The 25,288-nt window shown below is 62.1% G+C and carries 22 protein-coding genes; 14 read left to right on the top strand and 8 right to left on the bottom strand.

Going from position 1 to position 25,288, the window contains the following annotated elements; translation table 11 throughout:
* Nucleotides 1-20 precede the first annotated feature (20 nt).
* Both G6K99_RS15245 and G6K99_RS15240 read right to left on the bottom strand, forming a co-directional pair.
* On the bottom strand, nucleotides 21-1,223 hold the full coding sequence (locus G6K99_RS15245) for a pyridoxal phosphate-dependent aminotransferase (RefSeq protein WP_113166831.1): 1,203 nt from the start codon (nucleotides 1,221-1,223) through the stop codon (nucleotides 21-23).
* 88 nt (nucleotides 1,224-1,311) lie between these two features.
* On the bottom strand, nucleotides 1,312-2,676 hold the full coding sequence (locus tag G6K99_RS15240; protein ID WP_244631492.1) for an LLM class flavin-dependent oxidoreductase: 1,365 nt from the start codon (nucleotides 2,674-2,676) through the stop codon (nucleotides 1,312-1,314).
* Nucleotides 2,677-2,771: 95 nt separating this feature from the next.
* Here G6K99_RS15240 and G6K99_RS15235 point away from each other — a divergent pair, with 95 nt between their 5' ends.
* Both G6K99_RS15235 and G6K99_RS15230 read left to right on the top strand, forming a co-directional pair.
* Nucleotides 2,772-3,326, top strand: a complete 555-nt coding sequence (locus tag G6K99_RS15235) for an XRE family transcriptional regulator (RefSeq protein ID WP_174197050.1) — start codon at nucleotides 2,772-2,774, stop codon at nucleotides 3,324-3,326.
* 61 nt (nucleotides 3,327-3,387) lie between these two features.
* Complete coding sequence (locus tag G6K99_RS15230; RefSeq protein WP_371816205.1) at nucleotides 3,388-4,293, top strand: phosphoribosyltransferase; 906 nt, start codon at nucleotides 3,388-3,390, stop codon at nucleotides 4,291-4,293.
* Here the strand turns inward: G6K99_RS15230 and G6K99_RS15225 are convergent.
* Complete coding sequence (locus tag G6K99_RS15225; RefSeq protein WP_174197049.1) at nucleotides 4,290-5,063, bottom strand: endonuclease/exonuclease/phosphatase family protein; 774 nt, start codon at nucleotides 5,061-5,063, stop codon at nucleotides 4,290-4,292. The two genes, G6K99_RS15230 and G6K99_RS15225, sit on opposite strands and share 4 nt — an antisense overlap.
* Before the next feature lie 61 nt (nucleotides 5,064-5,124).
* On the opposite strand from G6K99_RS15225, the gene G6K99_RS15220 reads away from it, so the two are divergent.
* Nucleotides 5,125-6,075, top strand: a complete 951-nt coding sequence (locus G6K99_RS15220) for a lysylphosphatidylglycerol synthase domain-containing protein (protein WP_174197048.1) — start codon at nucleotides 5,125-5,127, stop codon at nucleotides 6,073-6,075.
* Here G6K99_RS15220 and G6K99_RS15215 read toward each other — a convergent pair.
* Nucleotides 6,046-7,584 carry a phospholipase D-like domain-containing protein gene (locus tag G6K99_RS15215; protein ID WP_371816204.1) on the bottom strand — a complete coding sequence of 513 codons (1,539 nt, stop codon included), beginning with the start codon at nucleotides 7,582-7,584 and terminating at the stop codon, nucleotides 6,046-6,048. The genes G6K99_RS15220 and G6K99_RS15215 overlap by 30 nt on opposite strands.
* A 153-nt stretch (nucleotides 7,585-7,737) precedes the next feature.
* Here G6K99_RS15215 and G6K99_RS15210 point away from each other — a divergent pair, with 153 nt between their 5' ends.
* Entirely contained in the window at nucleotides 7,738-8,244 is a 507-nt protein-coding gene (locus G6K99_RS15210) for a ferritin-like domain-containing protein (RefSeq protein ID WP_062461507.1), read from the top strand.
* Between the two features lie 14 nt (nucleotides 8,245-8,258).
* On the opposite strand, the gene G6K99_RS15205 is transcribed toward G6K99_RS15210, so the two are convergent.
* The 3 genes from G6K99_RS15205 to G6K99_RS15195 all read right to left on the bottom strand — a co-directional run bounded on the left by G6K99_RS15205 (nucleotide 8,259) and on the right by G6K99_RS15195 (nucleotide 10,559).
* Nucleotides 8,259-8,480, bottom strand: a complete 222-nt coding sequence (locus G6K99_RS15205) for a hypothetical protein (RefSeq protein WP_062461504.1) — start codon at nucleotides 8,478-8,480, stop codon at nucleotides 8,259-8,261.
* Nucleotides 8,481-8,689: 209 nt separating this feature from the next.
* Nucleotides 8,690-10,069: an FAD-containing oxidoreductase gene (locus tag G6K99_RS15200; RefSeq protein ID WP_371816216.1), complete on the bottom strand. Its 1,380-nt coding sequence runs from the start codon at nucleotides 10,067-10,069 to the stop codon at nucleotides 8,690-8,692.
* A gap of 13 nt (nucleotides 10,070-10,082) precedes the next feature.
* A complete protein-coding gene (locus G6K99_RS15195) occupies nucleotides 10,083-10,559 on the bottom strand; it encodes a DUF4126 family protein (protein ID WP_174197045.1) in 477 nt (158 codons plus the stop codon).
* A gap of 129 nt (nucleotides 10,560-10,688) precedes the next feature.
* On the opposite strand from G6K99_RS15195, the gene G6K99_RS15190 reads away from it, so the two are divergent.
* The 5 genes from G6K99_RS15190 to G6K99_RS15170 all read left to right on the top strand — a co-directional run bounded on the left by G6K99_RS15190 (nucleotide 10,689) and on the right by G6K99_RS15170 (nucleotide 17,331).
* Nucleotides 10,689-12,530: an ATP-binding protein gene (locus G6K99_RS15190; RefSeq protein WP_371816203.1), complete on the top strand. Its 1,842-nt coding sequence runs from the start codon at nucleotides 10,689-10,691 to the stop codon at nucleotides 12,528-12,530.
* The gene (locus G6K99_RS15185; protein WP_174197044.1) at nucleotides 12,527-13,915 is read left to right on the top strand and encodes a sigma 54-interacting transcriptional regulator; all 1,389 of its coding nucleotides are present in this window, start codon (nucleotides 12,527-12,529) and stop codon (nucleotides 13,913-13,915) included. The genes G6K99_RS15190 and G6K99_RS15185 overlap by 4 nt, the downstream gene beginning before the upstream one ends.
* A 231-nt stretch (nucleotides 13,916-14,146) precedes the next feature.
* The gene (locus G6K99_RS15180) at nucleotides 14,147-15,130 is read left to right on the top strand and encodes a tripartite tricarboxylate transporter substrate-binding protein (RefSeq protein ID WP_062461492.1); all 984 of its coding nucleotides are present in this window, start codon (nucleotides 14,147-14,149) and stop codon (nucleotides 15,128-15,130) included.
* Nucleotides 15,131-15,351: 221 nt separating this feature from the next.
* Nucleotides 15,352-15,813: a tripartite tricarboxylate transporter TctB family protein gene (locus G6K99_RS15175; protein ID WP_174197043.1), complete on the top strand. Its 462-nt coding sequence runs from the start codon at nucleotides 15,352-15,354 to the stop codon at nucleotides 15,811-15,813.
* A gap of 12 nt (nucleotides 15,814-15,825) precedes the next feature.
* On the top strand, nucleotides 15,826-17,331 hold the full coding sequence (locus G6K99_RS15170) for a tripartite tricarboxylate transporter permease (RefSeq protein WP_062461487.1): 1,506 nt from the start codon (nucleotides 15,826-15,828) through the stop codon (nucleotides 17,329-17,331).
* Between the two features lie 192 nt (nucleotides 17,332-17,523).
* Here the strand turns inward: G6K99_RS15170 and G6K99_RS15165 are convergent, their stop codons facing one another.
* Nucleotides 17,524-18,612, bottom strand: coding sequence for a LacI family transcriptional regulator (locus tag G6K99_RS15165; RefSeq protein WP_174197042.1), 1,089 nt, complete (start codon nucleotides 18,610-18,612; stop codon nucleotides 17,524-17,526).
* Between the two features lie 248 nt (nucleotides 18,613-18,860).
* Between G6K99_RS15165 and G6K99_RS15160 the strand changes: the two genes are divergently transcribed.
* The 5 genes from G6K99_RS15160 to treZ all read left to right on the top strand — a co-directional run bounded on the left by G6K99_RS15160 (nucleotide 18,861) and on the right by treZ (nucleotide 25,238).
* Nucleotides 18,861-20,117, top strand: coding sequence for an ABC transporter substrate-binding protein (locus G6K99_RS15160; protein ID WP_062581941.1), 1,257 nt, complete (start codon nucleotides 18,861-18,863; stop codon nucleotides 20,115-20,117).
* 200 nt (nucleotides 20,118-20,317) lie between these two features.
* Nucleotides 20,318-21,244: a carbohydrate ABC transporter permease gene (locus tag G6K99_RS15155; RefSeq protein ID WP_082471979.1), complete on the top strand. Its 927-nt coding sequence runs from the start codon at nucleotides 20,318-20,320 to the stop codon at nucleotides 21,242-21,244.
* Nucleotides 21,241-22,122: a carbohydrate ABC transporter permease gene (locus G6K99_RS15150; RefSeq protein ID WP_062461481.1), complete on the top strand. Its 882-nt coding sequence runs from the start codon at nucleotides 21,241-21,243 to the stop codon at nucleotides 22,120-22,122. Before G6K99_RS15155 ends, G6K99_RS15150 begins: the two co-directional genes overlap by 4 nt.
* Nucleotides 22,123-22,128: 6 nt before the next feature.
* Entirely contained in the window at nucleotides 22,129-23,220 is a 1,092-nt protein-coding gene (locus tag G6K99_RS15145; protein ID WP_174197041.1) for an ABC transporter ATP-binding protein, read from the top strand.
* 134 nt (nucleotides 23,221-23,354) lie between these two features.
* Nucleotides 23,355-25,238 (top strand): malto-oligosyltrehalose trehalohydrolase, encoded by a 1,884-nt coding sequence (gene treZ, locus G6K99_RS15140; protein WP_174197040.1) that lies wholly within the window; start codon nucleotides 23,355-23,357, stop codon nucleotides 25,236-25,238.
* Nucleotides 25,239-25,288: the final 50 nt, after the last annotated feature.

Raw genomic sequence — 25,288 nt, 5'->3', positions numbered from 1 at the left:
CGGTCGCCGCGGGTGAGAAACTACTGGATATGCGGCGGCGCTTCTTCGCGCGCCGCGATCCGGCCGGCGAGTTCGCCGATGCGGCGGATCGCTCCCTCCAGCACATCATCAGGCACCGTCAGCGATATGCGTAGAAAGCCTGCCGCTTGATCGCCGAAGGATGTGCCGGGCATGACTGCCACCTTTTCCTCGCGCAGCAGTTCCCAGGCAAATTCCTCGCCACCGAGGCCTGTTGCCGTCACGTCGAGCAGGATGAACATTCCACCTTCCGGCATCATCGGCTTGACCAGATTGTTGCCCTTCAGCACAGTTTCGACGATCGCGGCGCGCCTGTGATAATTGGCGCGCATCACGTCGGCTGTCGGGAAGTTTTGAGACAGCGCCATGGCGGTCATGTCGGCAATGAAGGGCTGCACGCCGAACAGCATGATTTCAGACACCGGCAGCAGACGTTCGCAAAATTCCTCCGGGCCGGCTGCCCAGCCGGATCGGAAACCGGGTGCCGCATGCGACTTGGAGATGGACGAGACCACGATCGTGCGCTCCGCCAGTTCCGCCATGTCAAAGGGTGAGGCAAAGCTGGTGCCGTCGAAGATCAGCTGTTCATAAACCTCGTCGCAGATGATCCAGAGATCGTGCTTGCGGCAGATCTCGCCGATCCTTGCGATTTCGGAGGCTGACAGAACGGCACCGGTCGGGTTGTGCGGCGTGTTCAGAAGCAGCACGCGTGCTTCCGGCGTCACGGCCCGTTCCAGATCGTCCGGCTGCATGTGGAATTTCTTCTCCGGCCGCAGCGGCACGGGGATCATATGGGCGCCGGTGGAGGCAATCACGCCTTCATAGGTCGCGTAAAGCGGATCGCCGACCAGCACGCCATCGCCAGCGCCAACCAGACCGGTCATGACGCAGTAGAGCGCGCTCTGGGTGCCGGGAAAGCAGAGGAAATTCTTTTCCGTCACGCTGCTGCGGCGTTTCGAATATTTCGCAACAAGCGCCTTCAGCGTATCCGGCTCGCCGCGACCGTTGGAATAGCGGGTGCGGCCGGCATACATGGCGCGCGCGGCTTCATCCAGCAGCGCCTTGTCGGGCACGACGTCAGGCTCGCCGATCGTCAGCTCGACCACGTCCTCCCCCTCGGCCTTCATGCGCCTTGCGGTCAGATGCAGCGCCCAGCGGCCTGAACCGAGATGGGCGAGACGGTCGGTGATCGTGGCATAGCGCATGAATAGGCCTCATGTTAGAGGATTAGGATGGGCCGCCTCTAGCAAATACGCCGCGCCGGAGCAAATGGCGCGGCGATGGTGCTGGCGCTCAATCCTTGTTTCCCGTCCGGTAACGACCGCCCACATGCCGGGCCGGCAGTCTCGGTGCACCGAACAGCTTTTCGCGCAGCGTGCCCTCGCGATAGCCGGTCTTGTAGACACCGCGTTCCTGCAGAATGGGGATCACCAGCTCGATCACGTCGTCGAAACATTCCGGCACCACGGTGCGCGACAGGTTGAAGCCGTCGACATCGGCTTTCTCCATCCACTCCTGCAGGCGGTCGGCGATCTGTTCGGCGGAGCCCACCATCGGCATCTGGCGGCTGCCGAGAATCATCTGGTCCAGCAGCTTTCGCTTCGTCCATTGCGGTCCGGCGCTACGGGTCATCGCCTCGACATTGGAGACGATGGCATCGCTTTTGCCGGTCTGGATCGGTTCGTCGAGATCGTAGCGCGCAAAATCGATGCCGAGCGATGCGCTGGCATGGACAAGTGCTGCCTCGGAACTGGCATGGCTGCGATAATCCTCGAACTTCTCCTGCGCTTCCTTTTCCGTGCGGCCGGTGATGATCGTTGCGCCAACAAAGACTTTGAGATCATCGGCGGTTCGGCCTCCGGCAATCGCGCGGGCGCGAATATCGTCGACGAGGTCCCGCACGCCTTCCATCTTCTGGCCGTTGACGAAAACGCACTCGGCATGGGTGGCCGCAAACGCGCGGCCGCGGGTGGAGGAGCCGGCCTGATAGAGAACCGGCGTTCTCTGCGGGGAGGGGGCGGAAAGATGCATCGCGTCCAGCCGGTACTGCCGGCCTTCGTGGCTGATCTTTCGAACCTTGGCCGGGTCGGCGTAGACACCGGCGGCGCGGTCGAACACGACGGCATCGTCGTCCCAACTGCCTTCCAGCAGCTTGTAGATCACGTCCATGTATTCGTCGGCGAGATCGTAGCGATCGTCATGCGCCATCTGCGCATCGAGGCCGATCGCCTTGGCCGCGCTGTCGAGATAGCCCGTCACGATATTCCAGCCGATGCGACCACCGGTCAGGTGATCGAGCGTCGACATGCGGCGGGCAAACAGGAAGGGTTGCTCGTAGGTGAGGTTCGCGGTGACCCCGAAAGATAGGTGCTTGGTCACGGCGGCCATCGCCGGCACCAGCAGCATCGGATCGTTGACCGGCACCTGCACGGCGCCCCTCAAGGCCGCATCCGGGCTTTCGCCGTAGACGTCGTAGACGCCCACCACATCTGCCAGGAAAATCCCGTCGAACAGGCCGGCTTCCAGCCGTTTGGCGTAATCCGTCCAATAGGCGAGTTCGGTGTAACGGTTGGACTGGTCGCGCGGATGCGTCCACAATCCGTGCTGGATATGGCTGACACAGTTCATGTCGAAGGCGTTGAATCGGATTTCGCGCAAAGAGCATTCCCCCGCGTTGCAGATCTGGTGCGTCTCTTATAAGTTCCTATCGTCCACTATAGAAGACGATCGTTCGGAGGCAAGCGGATAAAGCCATGGAAGCAGATGTTGGAGATGCCATTGCATTGCGTCTCAGAACGGAACGCGAGACACGCAAATGGTCGCTTGCGGACCTCGCCGAACGCTCCGGCGTGTCGAAGGCGATGATCAGCAAGATCGAGCGCAGCGAGGCCAGTCCATCGGCCGCCGTGCTCGGCCGGCTGTCCGGCGCTTTCGGCCTGCCGCTGTCGGTGCTTCTGGCACTGGCGGAAGGCGGGGAGGAGCGGCTGCGCGTCCAGTCGGGCCAGCCGGTCTGGACCGATCCCGAGACCGGCTATACCCGCCGGGCCCTGTCGCCGCCCAATGCGCCGCTCGAACTGATCGAGGTTCTGCTGCCGCCTGCCGTGCGCGTTCCCTATCCGGCCTCCGCCTTCGCCTTCCAGCATCAGCAGATCTGGCTTCTCGCGGGCGCGCTCGACTTTACCGAAGGAACGGTGCGTCATTCTCTGAGGGAGGGCGATTGTCTGATGCTGGGGCCGCCCGCCGACTGCGTATTCTTCAATCCCGGTAAGGTCCCGGCGCGTTACGTTGTGGCGCTTTCCCGAAGGTAACGGAGCAGAACGGCAGACGTGAAAAAGGCGCTTCCCGAAGGAAGCGCCAGTTGGGGAGATTGTGACTTTGCCGGTCGCGCTGATGGATGCGACCTACAAGTCCGTGAACACGAACCCCTGGCGGTTTGTTCCCGCAGAAAGTGTGAAATCCTTTTCTTGCCCGGAACGATCCGATATCCTGTCGGTTACACCGCAAGAACGGATCGAAGCCTGGGAGGAGGATGCGATGCTGGGATTGGGTCATTTCTGGAAACAGGTGCAGGCCCGCAAGGCGGAAACGGCAACGCCCGAGTTTGCCGATCGCAGTGATGCCGGCCGGCATCTGGCCGAGACACTGCAAATCTCACAATCCTTGTCCTCTGTCGCCGGCGATCCCGTGGTGGTCGCCGTGCCGCGCGGCGGCGTGCCGGTGGCGTTCGAAGTGGCGCAGCGGCTTGGACTGCATCTCGATCTCTTGATCCTGCGCAGGATCGCTGCCCCCGGCCACCCGGAATTTAGCATCGGCGCCGTTGTCGACGCCAAAGAACCAATCGTCCATATCGACGAGGCAAGCGTGCGGCGCTTTCCCCTGCCTCCTGGCTATCTTAACACGGAGCGGCAGCATCAGATCGCCGAGGTCGACCGCCATCACCGGATGTATTTCGGCGAGGATCACGCCGACGAGCACGATCTTGCCGGGCGTCACGTCATTCTGATCGATGAGGGGCTTTCCGATGCCGGGTCGATGGAGGTCAGCATCCACGCGCTCAGGCAGCTGGGTGTCGCGATCATTACCCTTGCCGTACCGGTCGCCTCGCAGGACACGCTCGATGCAATCAGGGACAAGGTTGAAGACGTGGTCTGCCTGTCGATCCCGCCATCATTCGGCGATGTCGGTGACCACTACGAGGATTTCCCGGAAACCACCGATCAGGACGTCGTCCGGCTGCTCACGGAAGCCAGACGGTCGGAGCGGTTGCTCAACTAGATTTCAATCGTCGCCAACAACGGCAAGTGGTCGGATGCCCGCCGCGTCAGCGGTGTCGAGACCACTTCGGCATCGATCACCTTGATGCTGTCGGAAACAAAGATGTGGTCGAGCCGAAGCAGCGGAAAGCGGGACGGAAACGTTGCCCGCCAAGGTTTGACAAGCGCCGTCTGCACATCGGTCAGGCGCTTGGCCGCATGCCGGTAGGTCCTCGTGATCGGTGTCGAGTTGAAGTCGCCGATCAGAATGCGCGCCGGGTTTTCCTTCTCGAGGCCGCCGAGCCAGTCCGGGCCCGTCAGCTCCGTCATCTGCGCCATCCGGTCTTTACCGCGGAGTCCGAGATGGGTGTTGAAGACCTGCAGCGGTTTGCCACCGACGTCGATTTCCACCCAGACTGCGCCGCGCTGCTCCCCGATCGAGGAAAGCATGTCGGCCTTGATCACTTTCAGCGGCAGGGATGTCAGAATGGCGTCGCCGTAACGTTCCTCGGCCACATGCAGCGCCGCGTGAAAATGGTAGTCCATCTCCACCTCGCGGGCGATGATATCGACCTGATCGACGCCACCGGTGCGCGAGCGGCCGACATCCAGTTCCTGCAGGCCGATGATATCAGGCTTCAACTCCGAGATGACGTCGGCGATCCGCGCGGGATCGAGCCGTCGATCGGTGCCGATGCAGCTATGCACGTTGTAGCTCAGGATTTTCAGGCGGCGCCGGGAGGAAGTTTGAGGCGAGGTGTTGGAGGGCGGTTTGGGAAGCGCATCGATCATAGCGCGGGAACACCTTGGACAGTCATTTCGTTCCACCCTGCACAGCATGAATGGAGATGGAATGAAGATCTGGCGGCCCCTCATCAAATGTCTTGTGGTTGCCGCGGTCTGCCTTGCCGCACTCCTCGTCTACCGCAGCCTGCAACGCTACACATGGGACGAAATCGAGGAGTCCGTGCTGTCCATCGCCGGCATTCGGTTGGTGGCCGCGTTCGGCTTCGTCATTCTCTCCTATGCCTGCCTTGGCATGTTCGATGCGCTTGGCGTGCGCTATGCGGGCAAGCCGCTTGCCTACTATAAGACGGCACTCACATCCTTCACAAGCCTGTCGATCGGCCACAATGTCGGCATGGCAGCGCTCAGCAGCGGCGCGGTCCGTTACCGGTTCTACTCCCGCTGGGGCCTTCAGCCTCAGGACATCGCCAAGGTCATCGTGTTTTGCGGCGCGACTGTTGGGTTGGGGCTTGCCACACTGGGCGGCATTGCCATGCTGCTCGATGTCAATGGATCGGACGACTTCTTCGGCCTTGGCAGGAGAGACAGGGCCGCCATCGGCGTCGCCTGTCTGGCCGTGCCGGCTGCCTATTTACTGCTTTGCGCTTTCGTGCGCCGGCCGTTGCCCGTCCGCTCCTGGCGTTTCACGCCGCCGGATCTGTCGCTCGCGATCGGCCAGATCATCGTCGGCACACTGAATTTCCTCTGTGTCGCCTCCGCGATCCGCCAGCTGCTGCTTGCGTTTACCGATGTCGGATTCCTGCAGGTCGCCAGCGCCTACGTGACCGCCAATCTCGGCGCGCTGGTCAGCCACGTGCCGGGCGGTCTCGGCGTGCTGGAAGCGGTCATGCTGAACCTGTTGCCGGGCACATCGGCGATCGGGGCACTGATCGCCTTCCGCGTCCTCTACTTCTTCGTGCCGCTCGCGATCGGCGTACCGGTGCTGATCGCAAGCGAGGCCTATTACCGGCGTCAGGGAAGTGCCTATTCAGGCCGCGCGGCGGACGGAAAGGCGTGAAAACAGCTTCCTGATCCCGGACTTGATCTCCGGGATCGGCCAGAACGGCTGTTTCGGATCGACAATACCGGTGCCGAACAGCGAGGTGATCTCGCCCTTCAGCGTATCCACCTCGAAAGGCCGCAGGCAACGTGGGTTGACGTTCAGGATGTCGATCGCCGCCAGCATCGATCCGGTTTGCTGAATGATGCGCGAGACATCTTCCTTGTTGGCACAGAGATGCTCGGCCAGAAGATCGTCGCGTAGATCAAGGATTGCCTTCTGCGACGCGGCCTCGACGGTCTCGAGCGCGATATCGCATTCCGTATCGAGCCCTTCCGACCGGTTGTTGAGATTGGACGAGCCAACCCGCACGAAGCGGTCGTCGACCACGATCAGCTTGGAATGAACGATGATCTCGCGATCGTTGCCATCGGCATCCGGGGTCGTGGCGTAGTAGATCCGCAGCCGGCCGTAGCGATCGGCGCGCTTCAGGCGGCGAATCAGGCGGGTGCGGTTGTTGCCCATCATTAGCTTTTCGAGGAAGCCGTGGGATTCGCGCGTCACGATGATGACGATTTCCGGGCCCTGCGCCGCCTTGAGCTTGCGGGCAAGTGTGCGCGCCACGCCGAAGGAGGCGAGATACTGCGTCTCGATATAGAGGTGCCGCTCGGCTGCCTTCAGCGCATCATGGGTAAGCTTGATCGCCTCGCGATGACCGCGGCGACCCTTCCATTTCCAGGGTTCGGTCAGCGCAAGTCCGCTGCGGCAATTGGTGAGATTGGGTTCGAGATCCTGCGGCCAGGCGGCTTCGCCCGCAACCGTGACCGGTTCGAGCTCGATCTTCGTCACCTTTTTCCAGCGCCGGCGCGTCACGTCGCCGATCAGCCGGGCGATATCGCCGGTGACGATCGTCTGCATGTCGTGAACGGGACCATAGGTCGTGCCGTCGGGGGAGGTCCGAGCCGGGTTGATGCAGGCATGCCCGCGGTCGTCCCAGCGGCGCGCGGTCAGATCGATGCCGCCGACAAAGGCGGTCCTATCGTCGACCACGACGATTTTCTGGTGATGGCTGGCACGCAGCGGATGCTCGAAATCGAAGCGCAATTCGATGCGCGGATGGTCGTTCCAGTCCATCTTGCCGAACATCTTCAGGCTCTTGCCGGAATAGACCGGACCCATGCCCCAGACGAGAATGCGGATTTCCAGTTCCGGCTTTTCCTCGACCATGCGGCGCAGCGTAGCACCAAGCGTCGGGCAATCAGGATCGCGCGGACGCAGCTTGATACCAGGGTTGAAGTCCCAGCCGAGGATCATCACGGACCGTTCGGCCTGCTTCAACACGTCGTCCAGGCGCTGGTAGTATTCCTCGCCATCGATCAGGAAGCCGACGCGCTCGGCCTCGGCGCTGCGCCAGACGTTGCGGCCGGGTCGAATGATCGCACGGCCGGATGGCTCCGACCGGCGCCAGGACGAAAGTGCGGAAGAGCCTGTCTGGCTCGGCGAAGTTTTTGAAGAAAAATTAGACACGTCCACCTTTTGACCCCCGTCAATTGCGTGGCCCATCAACGCGCTAAGCTGCAAGATGTTCCAGGGACGCTGGAACATCGCGGACGTTGACGGGTTTACAGTCGTTGCGTACCAAATCGACCCGGGGGAAGACGTAACGAGGAGGACGTGAACATGACGCATGCGCGTGACAATTTCATTACTTGGCTACGCAATGCCCATGCGATGGAGGAACAGGCAGTCACGCTTCTGACAGCGCAGGCACGCCGGATCGAAAGCTACCCGGATCTCAAGGACCGCGTTCTGGAGCATCTCGAGGAAACCCGCGGCCACGTCGCGGCGCTGACCGAGATGCTGGAGAAGTTCGCCGTGACGACGCCGACCTTCAAGGACATGACCGCCAAGCTTGCCGCGACGGCCCAAGGTGTCGGCGGATTGCTGGTCAGCGACGAGGTCATCAAGACGATGACGACTGCCTTCGCATTCGAGCACACGGAAATCGCGACCTACAAGGTGCTGATAGCCGCTGCCGACGAACTGGACGAACCGGAAGCCGTCGCCGTCTTCGAACACATCCTGTCCGAGGAAGAAGACATGGCGGAATGGCTGAACGACAATATCGACAGCATCACGCGGATATTCCTGATGCGCGACGAGCGGGATCTCCAGGCGAAGCGGTAGTAGATGCCTCTGCTTCAGTCCTGACTTTTCAGAAGACCTGACAAGTCCAGCCGATGCTGGAGGGCGCCTTCGTCGCAGGCGCCGTGCTGGTAGAGATCGATGATCTCGGCCGCGAGGTTCTTTGCCGCCGTGCTTTCGCCAGACAAGCCGCGTTCGGCGCAGGCGGCATCGAAGACGTGCTGCAGGAAATCCAGTTCCCGCGGTTCCATCGCCGCATTGAATGCAGGTGTATTCATCTGTGGCCTCCCGTCGTGGAATGGATGTTGGGGGAGATCGCTCTGATGTCTTCCCGTCGCCGGCGGCCTTCGATTGTGCCGACGATGGGTCAAGTCTAAGCAAACTCCCCCTCGTTGCAAAGGGAGGGAGAAGGTTAAATTCCTGTAATGACGGGATTGTCAGCGAGCGCGCCGCAGCGCGTGAACGCCCGTCATTCCGGATGGTTTCGTCAGCCTGCCGGCTTCATCGACTGCACCATGGTCGGCCACAGTTCCGAAACGGTCGGATGGATCGGCACCGCCCAGCGCAGGGCATCGTAAGTCGCGCCGGCATTCATCATGTCCAGCACGCCATGGATCGCTTCGTCGCCGCCGGTGCCGAGAAGGGCGGCGCCCAAAATCTTTTTCGTCTCCGCATCGGCCACAATCTTCATCAGGCCGATCGTCTCACCCTTCTCCACGGCGCGTCCCACCTGGCTCATCGGCCGTGTGCCGACGAGAACCTTATGGCCTGCCTTGACTGCCTGGTGTTCGGTCATCCCGACACGGCCGAGCGGCGGGTCGGTATAGAGGGCGTAACCGAGCAGACGATCGGAGACCTTGCGGCTCTCGCCATCGAACAGATTGGCCGCAACGATCTCGAAATCGTTGTAGGCGGTGTGGGTGAACGCACCGCGGCCGTTGCAGTCGCCCATCGCCCAGATGCCCTCGACATTGGTCGACAGATCGTCGCCCACCTCGATATAGCCGCGATCGTCGAGCCTCACACCGGCCTTGTCGAGCCCGAGATCGTCGGTGTTGGGGCGGCGTCCGACCGCCAGCAGCACGTCGGAGCCGATGACTTCGGGCTCGCCTCCGTCGCAACTGACGCCGACTGCGATACCGTCGTCGGTCTTCCTGAAGCGGATGCAGTCGGCGCCGGTTCTGATGGCGATCCCTTCAGCCTCCAGCATCTCATGGATGGATTGCGAGATCTCCGCGTCCTCCCGGCTGACGATACGCTCGCCACGCTCCACCACGGTCACCTTCGCGCCGAAGCGGCGGTACATCTGCGCATATTCCAGCCCGATATAGCTGCCGCCGATGATCACCAGATGGGCCGGCACCCGGTCCAGCCCAACGATGTCGCTGTTGGTCATATAGGGGATGTCGTCGACGCCCCCGAAATCCGGAATGGTGGCGCGGGCGCCGACATTCAGAAAGATCTGCGGCGCCGTCAGCAATTCGTCGCCGACGCGGATCGTGTCGGCGCTCTCGAAGCGCGCATGGCCGCGGATCAGCGTGCAATGCGGCATTTTCTCGAGCCAGCTTTCATTGCTGCCGCGACTGTCCATCGTCACTTTCAGGGCGCGCCGCATCACAGCCGGCATGTCGATCGTCACCTCGCCGCCGATGCCGATGCCGTAATCGGCGCTGCGGCGGGCGAGATGCGCCGCGTAGGCGCTCGCCACCAGCGTTTTGGTCGGCTTGCAGCCGGTGTTGACGCAGGTGCCGCCCACATGCTTGCGCTCGATGATCGCAACTGTCTTGCCCGCATCGTTGAAGCGTCCGGCAAGCGATGGCCCCGCCTGTCCGGCACCGATGATGATCGCGTCGAATGTCTGCATGATGCTCAGATCTCCGTTAGGCGGCCGGCGTTCCCGGCAGAAGCAGGATGACGATCAGGGCGGCGACGACGGCCACGCCATCCTCGATAAAGGCGGCCGGCGCATCCTTGCCAAAATGGGCGGCAAGCTTTGCGCGCATCTTGGCACCGCCCAGCGTGCCGATGACGGCGCCGATAATGCCGGAGACGAGGCCGGCCAGCCAGTAGCCGTAGGGCATCCCGATCGCGGCACCCGAAAGCGCGCCGGTCAAGATGCGCGCGCCGAATTGCTGCGGCACCTTGCGGCTTGGCGTCGAGGGCAACTGGTCGGTGATGAATTCGACGATGGCGATCAGCGTCAGGATCAGCACGGCCCATTTGGAGCCCATGAAGGCGAGCCACGTGCCGGAAAGATCGAGCCAGCCGAGACCGGCCGCCCAACTGACGATCGCCGGGGCCGTCATGGCGCGAAGCCCGGCCACCGCGCCGATGACGAGTGCAAGCATGTAACTCATGATGATTCCCTTTGCCGCCGCCGACGGATGCCGGTGAAATCAAGTCTTCGCAAGTTTTAGTGGAATTCGCCAGTGGCGGATTTTAAGGTGTCTGATGAGGACGAGTTGGGAGGAGGAGCCCGGCATCTGGTGAGATACGCAATCCTTGCAGCAGCAGGCGTGGCGGTCATGATCGCCCTGGGCATCTATGTCCAGGGTGCCGGCATGATCGCGAGCGGCTATATGGAGGAGGCCAAAGCCCAGGCCAACACCACGCTGAGGCTTGCCGTTTCCGGGCTCGACGGGCACCTGAAGCGCTATGAGGCGCTGCCGGCGCTGATCGCCGACCAGCAGAATGTCGAGGCCTTCGTGCTCGATCCGTCCAACAAAACCCTGCAGGCAGCCACCAACGCTTATCTCAAGGACACCAACGCGCTCCTCAAATCCTCCGACATCTACCTGATGACGATGGACGGGCAGACGATCGCTGCCAGCAACTACGACAGCGGTGTCAGCTTCGTCGGCGAGAATTTCTCCTACCGTCCCTATTTCCAGGAGGCCGCGAAGGGCCGCCAGTCGCGCTTTTATGCGCTCGGCACGACGTCGCTCAAACGCGGCTACTACTTCTCGTCGCCGATCGAGATCGCCGGGGTGATCCGCGGCGTCATCGTCTTCAAGGTCGATATCGATCTGGTCGAGGACAGCTGGGGGAAGGGGACCGCCCAAGGCACCGAAGACCGCATCTTCGTTGCCGACCCCGAGGGCATCATCTTCATGACCAGCCGGCCGGAATGGCTCTATGCCACGACCCTGCCGCTGTCGCCGGGGCGCATCGCCCGCACCCAGACCTCGCGGCGCTATGCGGATGCGAAACTGCGCGAGCTGCCGGTGCGGCGCGGCGAATTCGCCGGTCACGAGGTGATGACGATTGCCGATAATGATGGCGACCGGGAATATCTCGTCGTGTCGCAACCGATGCCCGACGCCGGCTGGACCGTCAGCGTGCTGATGGATACCGGGTCCGTGCATGCCCAGGCAAAGACCACCGTCGCTGCCCTGCTTCTGTCCTTGTGTCTCGCCGTCCTCGGGCTTGCGGTCATCCTGCAGCGCCGGGCGCGGCTTGCCGAGCGCATGCATCTCCAAGCGGAAGCGCAGAATGCGCTCGAACACCGGGTCGCCGAGCGCACCGCCGATCTTGCCCGCGTCAACGCCCAGATCGAGGAGGAGGTGGCCGAGCGCCGGGCGACCGAACAGCGGCTGCGCCAGACCCAGGCCGATCTCATCCAAGCCGGCAAGCTTGCCGGTCTCGGCCAGATGTCGGCAGCACTGTCGCACGAGCTCAACCAGCCGCTTGCGGCCGCGAAAACCTATGCGGAGACGGCCGGCGTGCTGATGGACCTTAACCGCACGGAAGAGGCGCGCGACAACGTTAGACGCATATCGGCACTGATCGATCGCATGGCCTCGATCAGCAAGCATCTGCGCAACTTCGCGCGCAAGCCGAACGAGAAGCTCGGCGCCGTCTCGCTGCAGGAGGTGATGGACGACACGCTGGAAATCGTCGCGGCGCGGCTGAAGGCGGCCGATGCGGATCTCGTCGTCGACATCCCGGCGAACCTGCCGAAGGTGCGGGCCGGTTCGATCCGGTTGCAGCAGGTTCTGGTCAATGTCATCGGCAATGCGGCAGATGCCGTCGAGGGACTTGCCGACCGGCGCATCGCCGTTTCGGCGTCAAGAACCCACGATACCATCACGGTGCAGGTGCGCGATGGCGGGCCGGGGGTGCCGGCGGCGATCCGCGAGCGCATCTTCGATCCGTTCTTTACCACCAAGGGCATCGGCAAGGGGCTCGGGCTTGGGCTGTCGATCTCCTACAACATCGTCAAGGATTTCGGTGGTAGCCTTTCCGTCACCGATGATCCCGATGGGGGTGCCGTGTTCACCATCGAGCTCGACATTGCCGATGAAAACCTGATGGAGGCTGCCGAGTGAGCGAAGCAAGGGATGCGGCGCAAAGGGTTTTGCTGGTTGACGACGAAGAGGAGCTGCGCCGATCCACCGCCCAGGCGCTGGAGCTGTTCGGGCTCTCAGTGCAGACCTTTTCCAATGCCGATCATGTTCTCGAACTCGCCGGTTTCGGCTTCGAGGGCGTTATCGTCAGCGATATCCGCATGCCCGGAACAGACGGCATGACGCTTCTGCAGCGGGTGCGCGAACTCGATGCGGAAATCCCGATCATTCTCGTCACAGGCCATGGCGATGTGCAGCTTGCGGTCAAGGCGATGCGCGAGGGCGCCTATGATTTCCTCGAAAAGCCGTTCACGCCGCAGCATCTGGCCGGCGTCATCCGAAGGGCGCTCGATCGCCGCGCGCTGGTCATGGAAAACCGCCGGCTGAAGGCGGTGGCCGGCAAGCGCGACGATCTGGAAACCCGCATGCCCGGCCGCACCCAGGTGATGGTCGACCTGCGCTACCGGATCCGCGCGATCGGCGCCACCGATGCCGATACGCTGATCATCGGCGAGACCGGCGCCGGCAAGGAAGTTGTGGCGCGGGCGCTGCACGATGTCAGCCCGCGCGCCAACCGGCCGTTTATTGCCATCAATTGCGCAGCACTTCCGGAAACGCTGATCGAAAGCGAGTTGTTCGGCCACGAGGCGGGCGCCTTTCCCGGTGCGATCAGGCCGCGCTACGGCAAGTTCGAACATGGCCGCGGCGGCACGATCCTGCTCGACGAGATCGGCTCGATGCCCTTCGACCTGCAGGCGAAATTCCTGCGCGTCCTGCAGGAGCGTGTCATCACCCGGCTCGGCTCGAACGAAACCGTGGCCCTCGACGTCCGCTTTATCGCCACCAGCAAGGTGGATCTGGAGGCGGAAGTCGCTGCCGGCCGGTTCCGGGCCGATCTTCTCTACCGTCTCAACGTCGCAACCATCCATGTGCCGTCACTTCGGGAGCGTCGGGCCGATATCGCGCTCCTGTTTCTGCAGCTGGTTCGCGAAGCCTCCGCCCGCTACGGCCGTGACGATCTCAACGTTCCCGTCGACGTGATCGCGACGATCGGCGACCAGGCCTGGCCCGGCAATGTCCGCGAGTTGCGCAACGCCGCCGACCGGCTGGTGCTGGGTCTCGATCTTCCGTCGACAGATTCCAACGGCAGGCTTCGCGATCCGGCCGGGCGATTGGCCGACAAGGTGGCAGCCTTCGAGCGCAGCCTGATCGCCGGAGAAATTGCCGCGCATGGCGGTGCCCTGCGTCCTGTCTACGAATCGCTCGGCATTTCGCGCAAGACGCTCTACGAAAAGATGCAGAAACACGGGCTCGACAAGCGCCTGATCTCGGCCGACCAGATGCTGCAGGACGATCTGAACGGGTGACGGAACATATCCCAAACCCCGCACTGGGTGGATTTCCACCCAGGCTTTGATGTGATTGTTCCCTAATCCACCCATGCTGCATTGCACGCCAGCGATAAACTTAGCAACGCTGCGTCCCGCCTGATTGCGGCCAGTGAAATCACCACTGCAAATGGCACCGAGGCTGGCGAGGGAGGACTATCGCCAGCACACCAGTTTGCATGCTGATTTTCACGCTCGGGAGGACAATTCATGAAAATCGTCAACGCCATGATCGGCGCAACGGCTCTGGCCGCAATGTCGCTGTTTTCGGCTTCTGCCAATGCGCAGAGCTATCCGGAACGCCAGATCACGATGATCGTACCGTTTGCGGCCGGTGGCCCGACCGATACGGTTGCGCGTCTTGTGGCTGAATCCATGTCGCGCGATCTCGGCCAGCAGATCGTCGTCGAAAATGTCGGCGGTGCCGGCGGTTCGCTCGGTGCCGGCCGCGTCGCCAATGCGGAAGCGGACGGTTATACCGTCCTCCTGCACCATATCGGCATGGCGACCAGCGCCACGCTCTATCGCAAGCTCGCCTATGACACGCTGAACGCGTTCGAATATGTCGGTCTCGTCACGGAAGTGCCGATGACGCTTCTCGCCCGCAAGGACATGGAAGCCACCGATTTCAAGGGCCTGATCGAATACGCCAAGGCCAACAAGGACAAGGTGACGGTCGCCAATGCCGGCATCGGCGCTGCGTCGCATCTCTGCGGTATGCTGTTCATGAGCTCGATCGAAACGCCGCTCGTGACCGTTCCCTACAAGGGCACCGGCCCGGCCATGACCGATCTCCTCGGCGGACAGGTCGATATCATGTGCGACCAGACCACCAATACGACAAAGCAGATCCAGGGCGGCACGGTAAAGGCCTACGCCGTCACCTCCGCTGACCGCCTCGACATCCTGAAGGACCTGCCGACCGTCAAGGAAGCCGGTTATCCTCAGATGGAAGTGGGCATCTGGCACGGCATCTACACGCCGAAGGGCACGCCGAAGGAAGCCAACGACAAGCTGTCGGCGGCACTCAAGGTGGCACTCAAAGACCCGAACGTCGTTGCCCGTTTCGGCGAACTCGGCACCAAGCCTTCGCCGGAAGCCGACGCCACGCCTGAGGCGCTGAAGACCAAGCTGGAAAGCGAAATCGCCCGCTGGAAGCCGGTCATCGAGGCAGCCGGCCAGTACGCCGACTGATCTCTCATCAAGGCATCGCCTCTCACCCTCACCCTCTCTGGGCAGGGTGAGAGGATTTGCCTCGATCGGCCTTGGAGACTGCAGCTCTTCGTCCTTCTCCCCCGCGGGGGAGACGATGCCGGCAGGGCAACCGCCCGGACCGACCGCTGATCCCTCCTGCAACGGACCATGCCGACCCGCGGCGCAGATCCACAGCGCTCTTCCAATATTTCGGAGCCATCATGAATTCACTCAAAATCGACAGGACCAATCTGGTCTGCGGGCTGGCGCTCATCCTGACCGGTCTGTTCTTTGCCTATCAATCGATCGAACTGGAACTCGGCACCGCGCTTCGCATGGGGCCGGGCTATTTTCCGTTCATCCTCGCTTGCGTGCTTATGCTCTTGGGCGGCGTGATCGTCTTTCAGGCCATTCGCGTTGAGGGCGAAGCGGTCGGGGCGATTGCCTGGCGCGGGATGGCCTTCATTCTGCCGGCACCGATCTTCTTCGGTCTCACCGTGCGCGGTTTGGGCTTCGTGCCGGCGATCTTTTTCACGGCGCTGATTGCGGCATTCGCCTCGCACAAGATGAAGCCGCTGATGGCCGTCATCCTGTCGGCTCTGCTCACAGTCTTTTCGGTTCTCGTCTTCAGCTATGGTCTTGGCCTGCCGTTCCGGCGGTTCGGGCCGTGGCTGGGCATGTAAGGGGCTCGGTTCATGGAATTATTCAACAATCTCGCCCTCGGTTTCTCCACCGCCACGTCGATCGAGAACCTGTTCTTCTGCCTCATCGGGGTGCTGCTTGGCACGCTGATCGGCGTCCTGCCCGGCATCGGCGCAACGGCGACGATCGCCATGCTGTTGCCGATCACCTTCCAGCTCGAACCCGTGTCGTCGCTGATCATGCTCGCCGGCATCTACTACGGCGCGCAGTATGGCGGCTCCACCACGGCCATCCTCATCAATATGCCCGGCGAATCTTCGTCGGCGGTCACCGCCATCGACGGTTACCAGATGGCGCGCAAGGGCAAGGCGGGACCGGCGCTTGCCATCGCTGCCATCGGATCGTTCTTTGCCGGCACGGTTTCCACCTTTCTTGTGGCGATCTTCGCGCCGCCGCTGACCTCGATCGCCCTGCAGTTCGGTGCGGCGGAATATTTCTCGCTGATGGTCGTCGGTCTCGTCTCGTCGATCGCGCTTGCTCACGGGTCGATCATCAAGGCGCTCGCCATGGTCTGCCTTGGCCTGCTGCTTGGCCTCGTCGGCACCGATATCTACACCGGCACGCCGCGCTTCACGCTCGGAATCCGGGAATATGCCGACGGCCTGAACTTCGTCGCGGTCGCGGTCGGCGTCTTCGGTATCGCTGAAATCCTGCGCAATCTCGAAAGCGAAAAGACCCGCACCGTGCTGATGGCGAAGGTGTCCAACCTGATGCCGTCGCGCGAGGATTTCAAGGCAATGGTCGGCCCCGTTCTGCGCGGCACGGCGATCGGCTCCATCCTCGGCATCCTGCCGGGCGGCGGCGCGATCCTTGCGGCATTTGCGTCCTATACGGTCGAGAAGAAGGTATCGAAACATCCGGAAGAATTCGGCCACGGCGCGGTCGCCGGCGTTGCCGGGCCGGAATCGGCCAACAATGCGGGTGCACAGACCTCGTTCATCCCGCTCCTGACGCTCGGCATTCCGGCCAACCCGGTCATGGCGCTGATGGTCGGCGCGATGATCATCCAGGGCATCGTTCCAGGTCCGAACGTTGCCGTCGAACAGCCGGCGCTGTTCTGGGGCATCATCGCGTCCATGTGGATCGGCAACCTGATGCTTGTGATCCTCAACCTGCCGCTGATCGGGTTGTGGGTAAAGCTTCTGACGATCCCCTATTACGTGCTCTTCCCGATCATCATGGCGTTCTGCGCCATCGGGGTCTACAGCGTCAATTCCAACGTCTTCGATCTCTATGCCGTCGCCTTCTTCGGTCTGCTCGGGTACGTGCTTTTGAAGCTGCGCTGCGAGCCGGCACCGCTTCTGCTCGGTTTCGTTCTTGGCCCGCTCCTGGAAGAAAACCTGCGTCGCGCAATGATCCTCTCGCGCGGCGACGCCACCACCTTCATCACCCGCCCCATCAGCGCCGGCCTGCTCGCGCTTGCCGCACTCGTGCTCATCGTCGTCTTCCTGCCCAGCGTCAGGAAGAAGCGCGAAGAGGTGTTCGTTGAGGAGGATTGAGGGGTAGCAACTTTTGGAGGAGGAGAGGGGGACGGCTCCCTTTCCTCATCATTTCTGTGCTTGCCACAGGGATCCCGACAGCCCAGGTCCCTGGGGTGTAAAGACTCCTTTCGCCACGCGGACGCGTGGCGGCTGGCCTCCTGTGACAAGCACAAAAATGAGGGGTGGTCTGGGCCGCCGCTGCTCCCAGCATCACACCGTCTGCAGCGCCTGCAGGTCCTCGACCGGCACCTCTCCACCCATCTGCTTCAGAAGCAGCGCGGCCATAAGACGACCAGCCTCCGCGAGGTCCTCGTAGATCGTTTCGATACGCGGGCGGACCTGGTCGAACAGGCCGGACGTCTGTTTGGCGACCAGGCGCACATCTTGGCCGATGGTGCGGCCGGTGTCGTAGGCCGCCGACATCACGGCCATGGCGGAGACTTCGCCGCCGCAGATGAAGCCGTCGGGCGCGTCGTCGGCCGCCAGTCGTTCCGCCACATGGTCGCGGATCGCGTCGGACTTGCTGTCGAGCGAGACACGGTCGGAAATCTCGAAGGCGACGCCTTCCTCGCGCACCGCCGTCATGAAGCCATGGCGCATGTGATGGGCGAAGGTGAACTGGGCGGGCGGCAGGATGATGAACAGCCGCCGACAGCCAGCATTGATGAGGCTTTTCGCGGCCCGGTAGCTGAAGGCGTAATTGTCGTAATCCACGTAAGGATGCGGCGTCGCAAGCTCGGTGCGGCCGTGGCACACGAAAGGAAAGCCCTGTTCCATCAGGAATTTCACACGCTCGTCGGCGGCTTCGGTGCGGCTGAACAGGATGCCGTCGGCCATCCGGTTGCGGACGATATGCTTCACCGGATCGATCTGCGGCGTGTCTGAAAAATGCGGCGTGATCACCAAGTGGTACCTCGTGCCGCGCAGTGCCGCACTCATGCCGCGGATCATCGATGTGCCGTAGCCGAGGATTTCCTCGTGCGGATCAAGGACGAGGCTGATCACGTTGGTGCGTCCGGTGCGCAACCGCTGCGCCGCGCGATCCGGCAGATAGCCGACATCTTCGGCCGCCTGGCGCACGCGGATGCGGGTTTCGAGCGCAATCTGGGGATCGTCGGAGAGCGCCCTCGACACGGTCGTGACCGCAAGCTCGGTCAGTTCGGCAACGGTCTTCAGCGTCGGTTTCTTCTGGGCTGTATCGCGGGGCAAGCGGTTCGCGTGCGGCCGCGCCGGGCGTCCCAGCTGCAGCGTATCCGGGTCGATGTCCTCACCCCGGTCATCCCGGTCGTCAAGCGGCATTCCTGTCTCCTCCAGCGCCCCTCCAGGCGCCCTGTTTGTATCGTTGCAAAACGCCGTAAATTCGGCAAGTGCAAATCAACTCTTCACCGTCGCAAACGGGAAATATCGCTTTTATCGTTTTATAACAGGGTGATGCCGGATCTTTAGCATCACTGAAATTCTGTCCCCTACGGGGTTGACACTCGCATGAGTTATATCGTTATAAATCGATGTCCGGAGAGGAGCCCGGCTTTGAGGGAGATATTTCAATGACTATTCGTTTGATCGGCAAACTGGCCGCCGGTGCGGCTATGATTGCGCTGACGGCCGGTGCCGCAAAGGCAGCCGAACAGGTTGAGGTTCTGCATTGGTGGACGTCCGGCGGCGAAGCCGCGGCGCTCAACGTGCTCAAGGAAAATCTGGCCAAGCAGGGTATCGGCTGGAAAGACATGCCGGTTGCCGGCGGTGCCGGTTCTGCCGCGATGACGGCGCTGCGCGCCCGCGTGACCGCCGGCGATCCGCCGACCGCCGTCCAGCTGCTCGGTTTCGACCTGCGCGACTGGTCCGAGATGGGCGTTGCCGCCAATCTTGACGATCTCGCCGCCAAGGAAGGCTGGGACAAGGTCATTCCGGAAGCGCTGCAGGCGTTTTCCAAGTATGATGGCCACTGGGTTGCTGCCCCCGTCAACATTCACTCCACCAACTGGCTGTGGCTGAACAAGGCTGCCTTCGACAAGGCCGGCGGCAAGCAGCCGACGAATATGGACGAGCTGTTCACCATGCTCGACGCCTTCAAGGCGCAAGGCATCACCGCGCTCGCCCATGGCGGCGTTCCGTGGCAGGACGGCACCCTCTGGGAAGCCGTGGTTCTCTCCGTCGGCGGTCCTGATTTCTACAAGAAGGCCGTGCTCGACGCCGATCCGACGGCGCTGTCGGGTGATACGATGAAGAAGGTGTTCGACGATATGTCGAAGCTTCGCACCTATTTCGACCCGAACTTCTCCGGCCGCGAATGGAACCTCTCCACCGCGCTCGTCATCGAAGGCAAGGCCGGCGCTCAGGAAATGGGCGACTGGTCGAAGGGCGAATGGCTGCGCGCCAAGAAGACCCCCGGCACCGATTTCGTCTGCATGCGCTTCCCCGGCACGCAGGGCTCCGTCCTGTTCAACGCAGACCAGTTCATGATGTTCGACGTGGGTGAAGAGCAGAAGGACGCACAGATGAAGATGGCATCCGCCGTCGAAGATCCCGCGTTCCAGATCGCCTTCAACACGGTCAAGGGTTCCGTGCCTGCCCGGACCGACGTCTCGGACGAAAAGTTCGACGATTGCGCCAAGAAGGGCATGAAGGATCTGGCGGAAGCCTCGTCCAAGGGCACGCTGATGGGCTCGCTTGCTCATGGTTATGCGCAGCCGGCCGCTGTCAAGGAAGCCATGCTTGACGTCATCACCCAGCATCTGAATGGCCAGCTGACCACGGATGCCGCGCTGAAGCGTCTGCCGGAAGCGGTTGCTGCCGCGAAGTAGTCAAAAAGCAAAAAGACCCCGCCCCAAACCCCTCCCCACAAGGGGGAGGGGCTTAACCCAGCCGCACTGTCTGGGCCCGATTTGGTCGGTGGGTGCCCACAGGTTTTCTCCCCCCTTGTGGGGGAGATGGCCGGCAGGCCAGAGGGGGTGTTTTTGTTGGCGCACCTTCAAACGTCTCTATTCGCATCCGGAGATCCCCCATGACGACAATCGAACCGGCTCCGATGGTGACGCCGACCAGGCCGCGGCGGTCCATGGCCGATGGTTTGCGCAACGGCTTGCCGAAGCTTGTTCTGGCGCCGTCCTTCGCCATCATTCTGGTGTTCGTCTACGGCTTCATCCTGTGGACCGTCTATCTGTCGTTCACCACGTCGAAGATGATGCCGATCTACAAGTGGGGCGGGTTCGATGCCTATTACCGGCTCTGGTCGCAGCCCAACTGGTATGTGGCGATGCAGAACCTCGCCATTTTCGGCGTTCTCTACATCGTGCTCTGCACGGCGATCGGGCTTTTCATCGCGATCCTGATGGATCAGCGCATCCGCGCCGAGGGCGTTCTGCGGCCGATCTTTCTCTATCCGATGGCGCTGTCCTTCGTCGTGACAGGTACGGCCTGGAAGTGGTTCCTCAATCCGGGCCTCGGGCTTGAGAACACGATGCACAATCTCGGCTGGGAAAGCTTCAAGTTCGACTGGCTGGTCAACCCGAAAATGGCGATCTACACCGTCGTCATTGCCGGCGTCTGGCAGGCCTCGGGCTTTATCATGGCGATGTTTCTGGCGGGCCTGCGCGGCATCGACGGCGAAATCGTCAAGGCCGCACAGATCGACGGCGCCTCAACCGTGTCGATCTATCGCCGCATCATCATTCCGATGCTGCGCCCGGTCTTCCTGTCGGCCTTCATCGTGCTCGCGCATATGGCGATCAAGTCCTATGACCTTGTCATCGCGCTCACGGGCGGCGGGCCGGGCAATGCCACCGAACTTCCGTCCACCTTCATGTATTCCTACACGTTTACCCGCAACCAGATGAATGTGGGCTCGGCCAGCGCCGTGATGATGCTGATGGGCATTACCGCGATCATCGTCCCCTATCTCTATTCCGAGCTTCGGGAGAAGAACCATTGAGCGCGATCCCTGAAAATGTCAGCGCCGGGTCGGTGCGCACCGTCCGCTATTTCATCTATGGCGCACTGATCATCCTTGCCGCCGTCTATCTGCTGCCGCTCTATGTGATGCTCACCACGTCGCTGAAGTCTCTTGATGAAATCCGCGGCGGCGACATGCTGGCGCTGCCGTCAGATCCGTCGATCGCCGCCTGGGTCAAGGCCTGGGGCGAGGCCTGCATCGGCGTCTCCTGCGTCGGCATCAAGGGCTATTTCTGGAACTCGCTGAAGATGGTGGTTCCGGCTGTGGCCATCTCGACGCTGCTCGGCGCGCTCAACGGCTATGTTCTGACCAAGTGGCGCTTTCCCGGCCACAAGCTGGTGTTCGGGATGATGCTGTTTGCCTGCTTCATCCCGTTCCAGGCGGTGTTGATCCCGATGGCGCGTCTGCTGGGTGCGATGGGCATGTCGAACTCCACCGCCGGCCTCGTCTTCGTCCATGTGGTCTACGGCCTCGGCTTCACCACGCTGTTCTTCCGCAACTATTACGAGGCGTTTCCGGACGAGCTGGTCAAGGCTGCGATGATGGACGGCGCCGGCTTCTTCAAGATCTTCTGGCGCATTCTTCTGCCAAGCTCCGGCCCGATCATCGTCGTCACGGTCATCTACCAGTTCACCAATATCTGGAACGACTTCCTGTTCGGCGTCTCCTTCTCGTCGGGCGAAGCATCGCCGATGACGGTGGCGCTCAACAACCTCGTTTCGTCTTCCACCGGCGTCAAGGAATACAATGTCGACATGGCCGCCGCCGTGTTTGCGGCATTGCCGACGCTGTTCGTCTATGTCGTCGCCGGACGTTATTTCGTGCGTGGCCTGATGGCCGGCGCAGTCAAGGGTTGATCCAACATGAGCTTTCTCGAGATCAAGAATATCCGCAAGAAGATCGGCAATGTCGAGATCCTCAAGGGCATCGACATCGATCTGGAAAAGGGCGGCTTTCTGGTGCTGGTCGGCCCGTCCGGCTGCGGCAAGTCCACGCTGCTCAACGCCATTGCCGGCCTGCTGCCACCGACATCCGGTGACATCGTCATCGATGGCGAGGTGGTGACGGACCTGCATCCGTCCAAGCGCGACATCGCCATGGTGTTCCAGTCCTACGCGCTCTATCCGAACATGACGGTGGAGGAGAACATCGCGTTTGCGCTGGAGATGCGCGGCATCGACAAGGCGGAGCGGGAAACGGCCGTCGCAAGCGTGGCAAAGACCCTGCAGATCGAGCATCTTCTGAAGCGCCGCCCGAGCCAGCTTTCCGGCGGCCAGCGGCAGCGCGTCGCCATGGGCCGGGCGCTGGTTCGCAAGCCGCGCGTGTTCCTGTTCGACGAACCGCTTTCCAACCTTGATGCGAAGCTGCGCGTCGAGGTGCGGGCGGAAATCAAGGCGCTGCACCAGAACACCAACGCCACGATCGTCTACGTCACCCACGACCAGATCGAGGCGATGACGCTTGCGACCAAGATCGTCGTCCTCAAGGAAGGCATCGTACAGCAGGTCGGAACGCCTGCCGAAATCTACAATCTGCCGGCCAATCTGTTTGTCGCCGATTTCATGGGCTCGCCGGCAATGAACATGCTGAAGGGCAAGGTCGTCTCCGGCGGCGTCGCCCTGTTCGGCGGTTCGACGACGGTTGCCGTGCCGCCAACAGTGACGTCTGCTTTGCCCGCGGGCAAGGATGTCATTCTCGGTCTGCGCCCCGAAGCGATCACCGATTCCGGCCTTGCCGATCCGACAGCCCATGCGATTGCCTTCGTTGATGCGCAGGTAACGATGGTCGAGCCGACGGGCTCCGACACGTTCGTGACCGGTCGGATGGACGGGGTCAATTTCACGGGACGCGCCCGCGCCGAAGTACCGGTCACGCTTGGCCAGACATTCCGCTTCGCCTTCAATCTCGACAAGGCCGTCGTGTTTGATCCGGAAAGCGGCAGCCGCATCGGCTAAGTCCATGATCGGGCCAGAAAATTGACTTGACAAAAGACAATTTTCCTATCCCGAATCCGGTCGTTACGGGGCAATAGGGAACTATTCCTGTCCGCCCCGTGTTTCCCTTGTGACTGAAACAAGGGAGAGATGCCATGTCGCTGACCCGCGATTTCACGCCCTACGATTCGCGCCGGACCGCGTCCGGCCACGTTTCGTCCGGCGCGCCCGTGCGCCGATCCTTCCCCAAATCCTGGGGCGCCGAACATGTCGGCGAAAACAGCGTTCTGTTCCGCCTCTGGGCACCGGACATCGAGCGCCTGCGCCTTCGTATCGCTGGCCGCAACCGCGAAATGCTGCCGGCCGGGCAGGGCTGGTTCACGCTGACCGTCGAAGGCGTCGAGCCCGGCACGCCCTACCAGTTCGTCATGCCCGACGGTAAGGCGTTCGCGGACCCCGCATCGCGGGCGCAGGACGGTGGCGTCGATGGCCACTCGATGATCGTCGATCCGGCCTTCTACCGCTGGAACATGCCGGCCTGGAAGGGGCATGCCTGGGAAGAGGCTGTGATTTACGAGATGCATATCGGCACCTTCACGTCCGAGGGCACGTTTCGCGCCGCAGCGTCGCGTCTCGCCGACCTTGCCGATCTCGGCTTCACTGTCATTCAGCTGATGCCGGTCAGCGAATTTCCGGGCGATCGCGGCTGGGGCTATGACAGCGCGCTCCCCTATGCCCCGCACCACGCCTACGGTTCGCCTGATGACATGAAGGCTTTCGTCGATGCCGCCCACCGGGTCGGCCTGTCGGTCATGCTGGATGTCGTCTACAACCACTTCGGCCCGGCTGGAAACCTGATCGTCTCGAACATCCCGTCTTTCTTCGATCCGCAGTTTATCACGCCGTGGGGTCCGTCGATCAACTTTGCCCAACCAGCCGTGCGTGCTTTCTTCATCGAAAACGCGCTCTACTGGCTGGAAGAGTTCAATCTCGATGGCCTTCGCATCGATGCGGTGGACGAAATCCTGGATGAAACGTCAGAGAAGCACATTCTCGTCGAACTTGCAGAGCGCGTTCATTCCGAAACGACGGGTCGGCGGCGCCATCTCGTGATGGAGGACCATCGCGCCATCCTGCGCAACCCGGAACGTGGCGGGACGCCGGATGCGTTTGTGGCCGGATGGAACAACGACGCCTACCACGCCGCACATGTGATCGCGACAGGCGAGGCCGTGGGCCATGCCGGACCTTTTGCCGCGCAGCCGGTCGCCAAGCTCGCCGCTTGCCTTGCGCATGGCGGCATGCCGTTGCGGGACGATGACGAGCAAGACGCGAGGTCAGACGCGGACGCGGGCGGATCTTCGCCGCTTACCTCGTATATCCACTTCCTGCAGAACCATGATCATGTGGGCAATCGCGCCCATGGCGAACGATTGATCTCCCTGTCGGAGCCGGGGCTTCTCGACGTCATGACTTCAATGCTGCTTCTGTCGCCGCAGGTGCCGATGATGTTCATGGGCGAGGAATATGGGGAAGTGCAGCCGTTCGCGTTCTTTGCCGAATACGAGGGCGACATCGCCATGACCACCTGGGCCAACCGGTTGATCGAGGCGGAAAAATTCGGCGGCCTGCCGGAAGGCGTCACAGAACCTTGGCAGTTGGACAATCCGAATGCGCCGGAAGCGTTCGAGAAATCGAAACTGCGCTGGGAGCGTCGCGACACGGCGGAGGGCTCTGCCGCCTACGGGAAGATCCGGGATCTGATCGGAAAGCGGCGCGAGCACGTGGTTCCAGGGCTTTCCGGCATGCCTCACAGCGTCGGTCGCGTTCTTGCCTCCGCGCCGGAGACGATTGCAATCGACTGGCAGCTGTCGGATCGTCTCGTGCAACTGCGTGCCAATCTGAGCGCGTCTGAGGTCGAAGCACCTGGCATTTCCGGGTTTGTGATCCACCGGGTGCCGGAAACCGTCGTTGCCGATGGAACTGGGCCGCTCGTCATGCCGGCAACGTCGCTGCTTGCCGCGATTTCGCGGCACTGAATATTCGAATATTCATCGGAAAGGTGACGGCCGCATCACCAAGTCCTTGG

The organism is Neorhizobium sp. AL 9.2.2 (assembly GCF_013317225.1).
GTDB lineage: Bacteria > Pseudomonadota > Alphaproteobacteria > Rhizobiales > Rhizobiaceae > Neorhizobium > Neorhizobium soli.
This window is presented reverse-complemented; position numbering and strand designations above follow the sequence as displayed.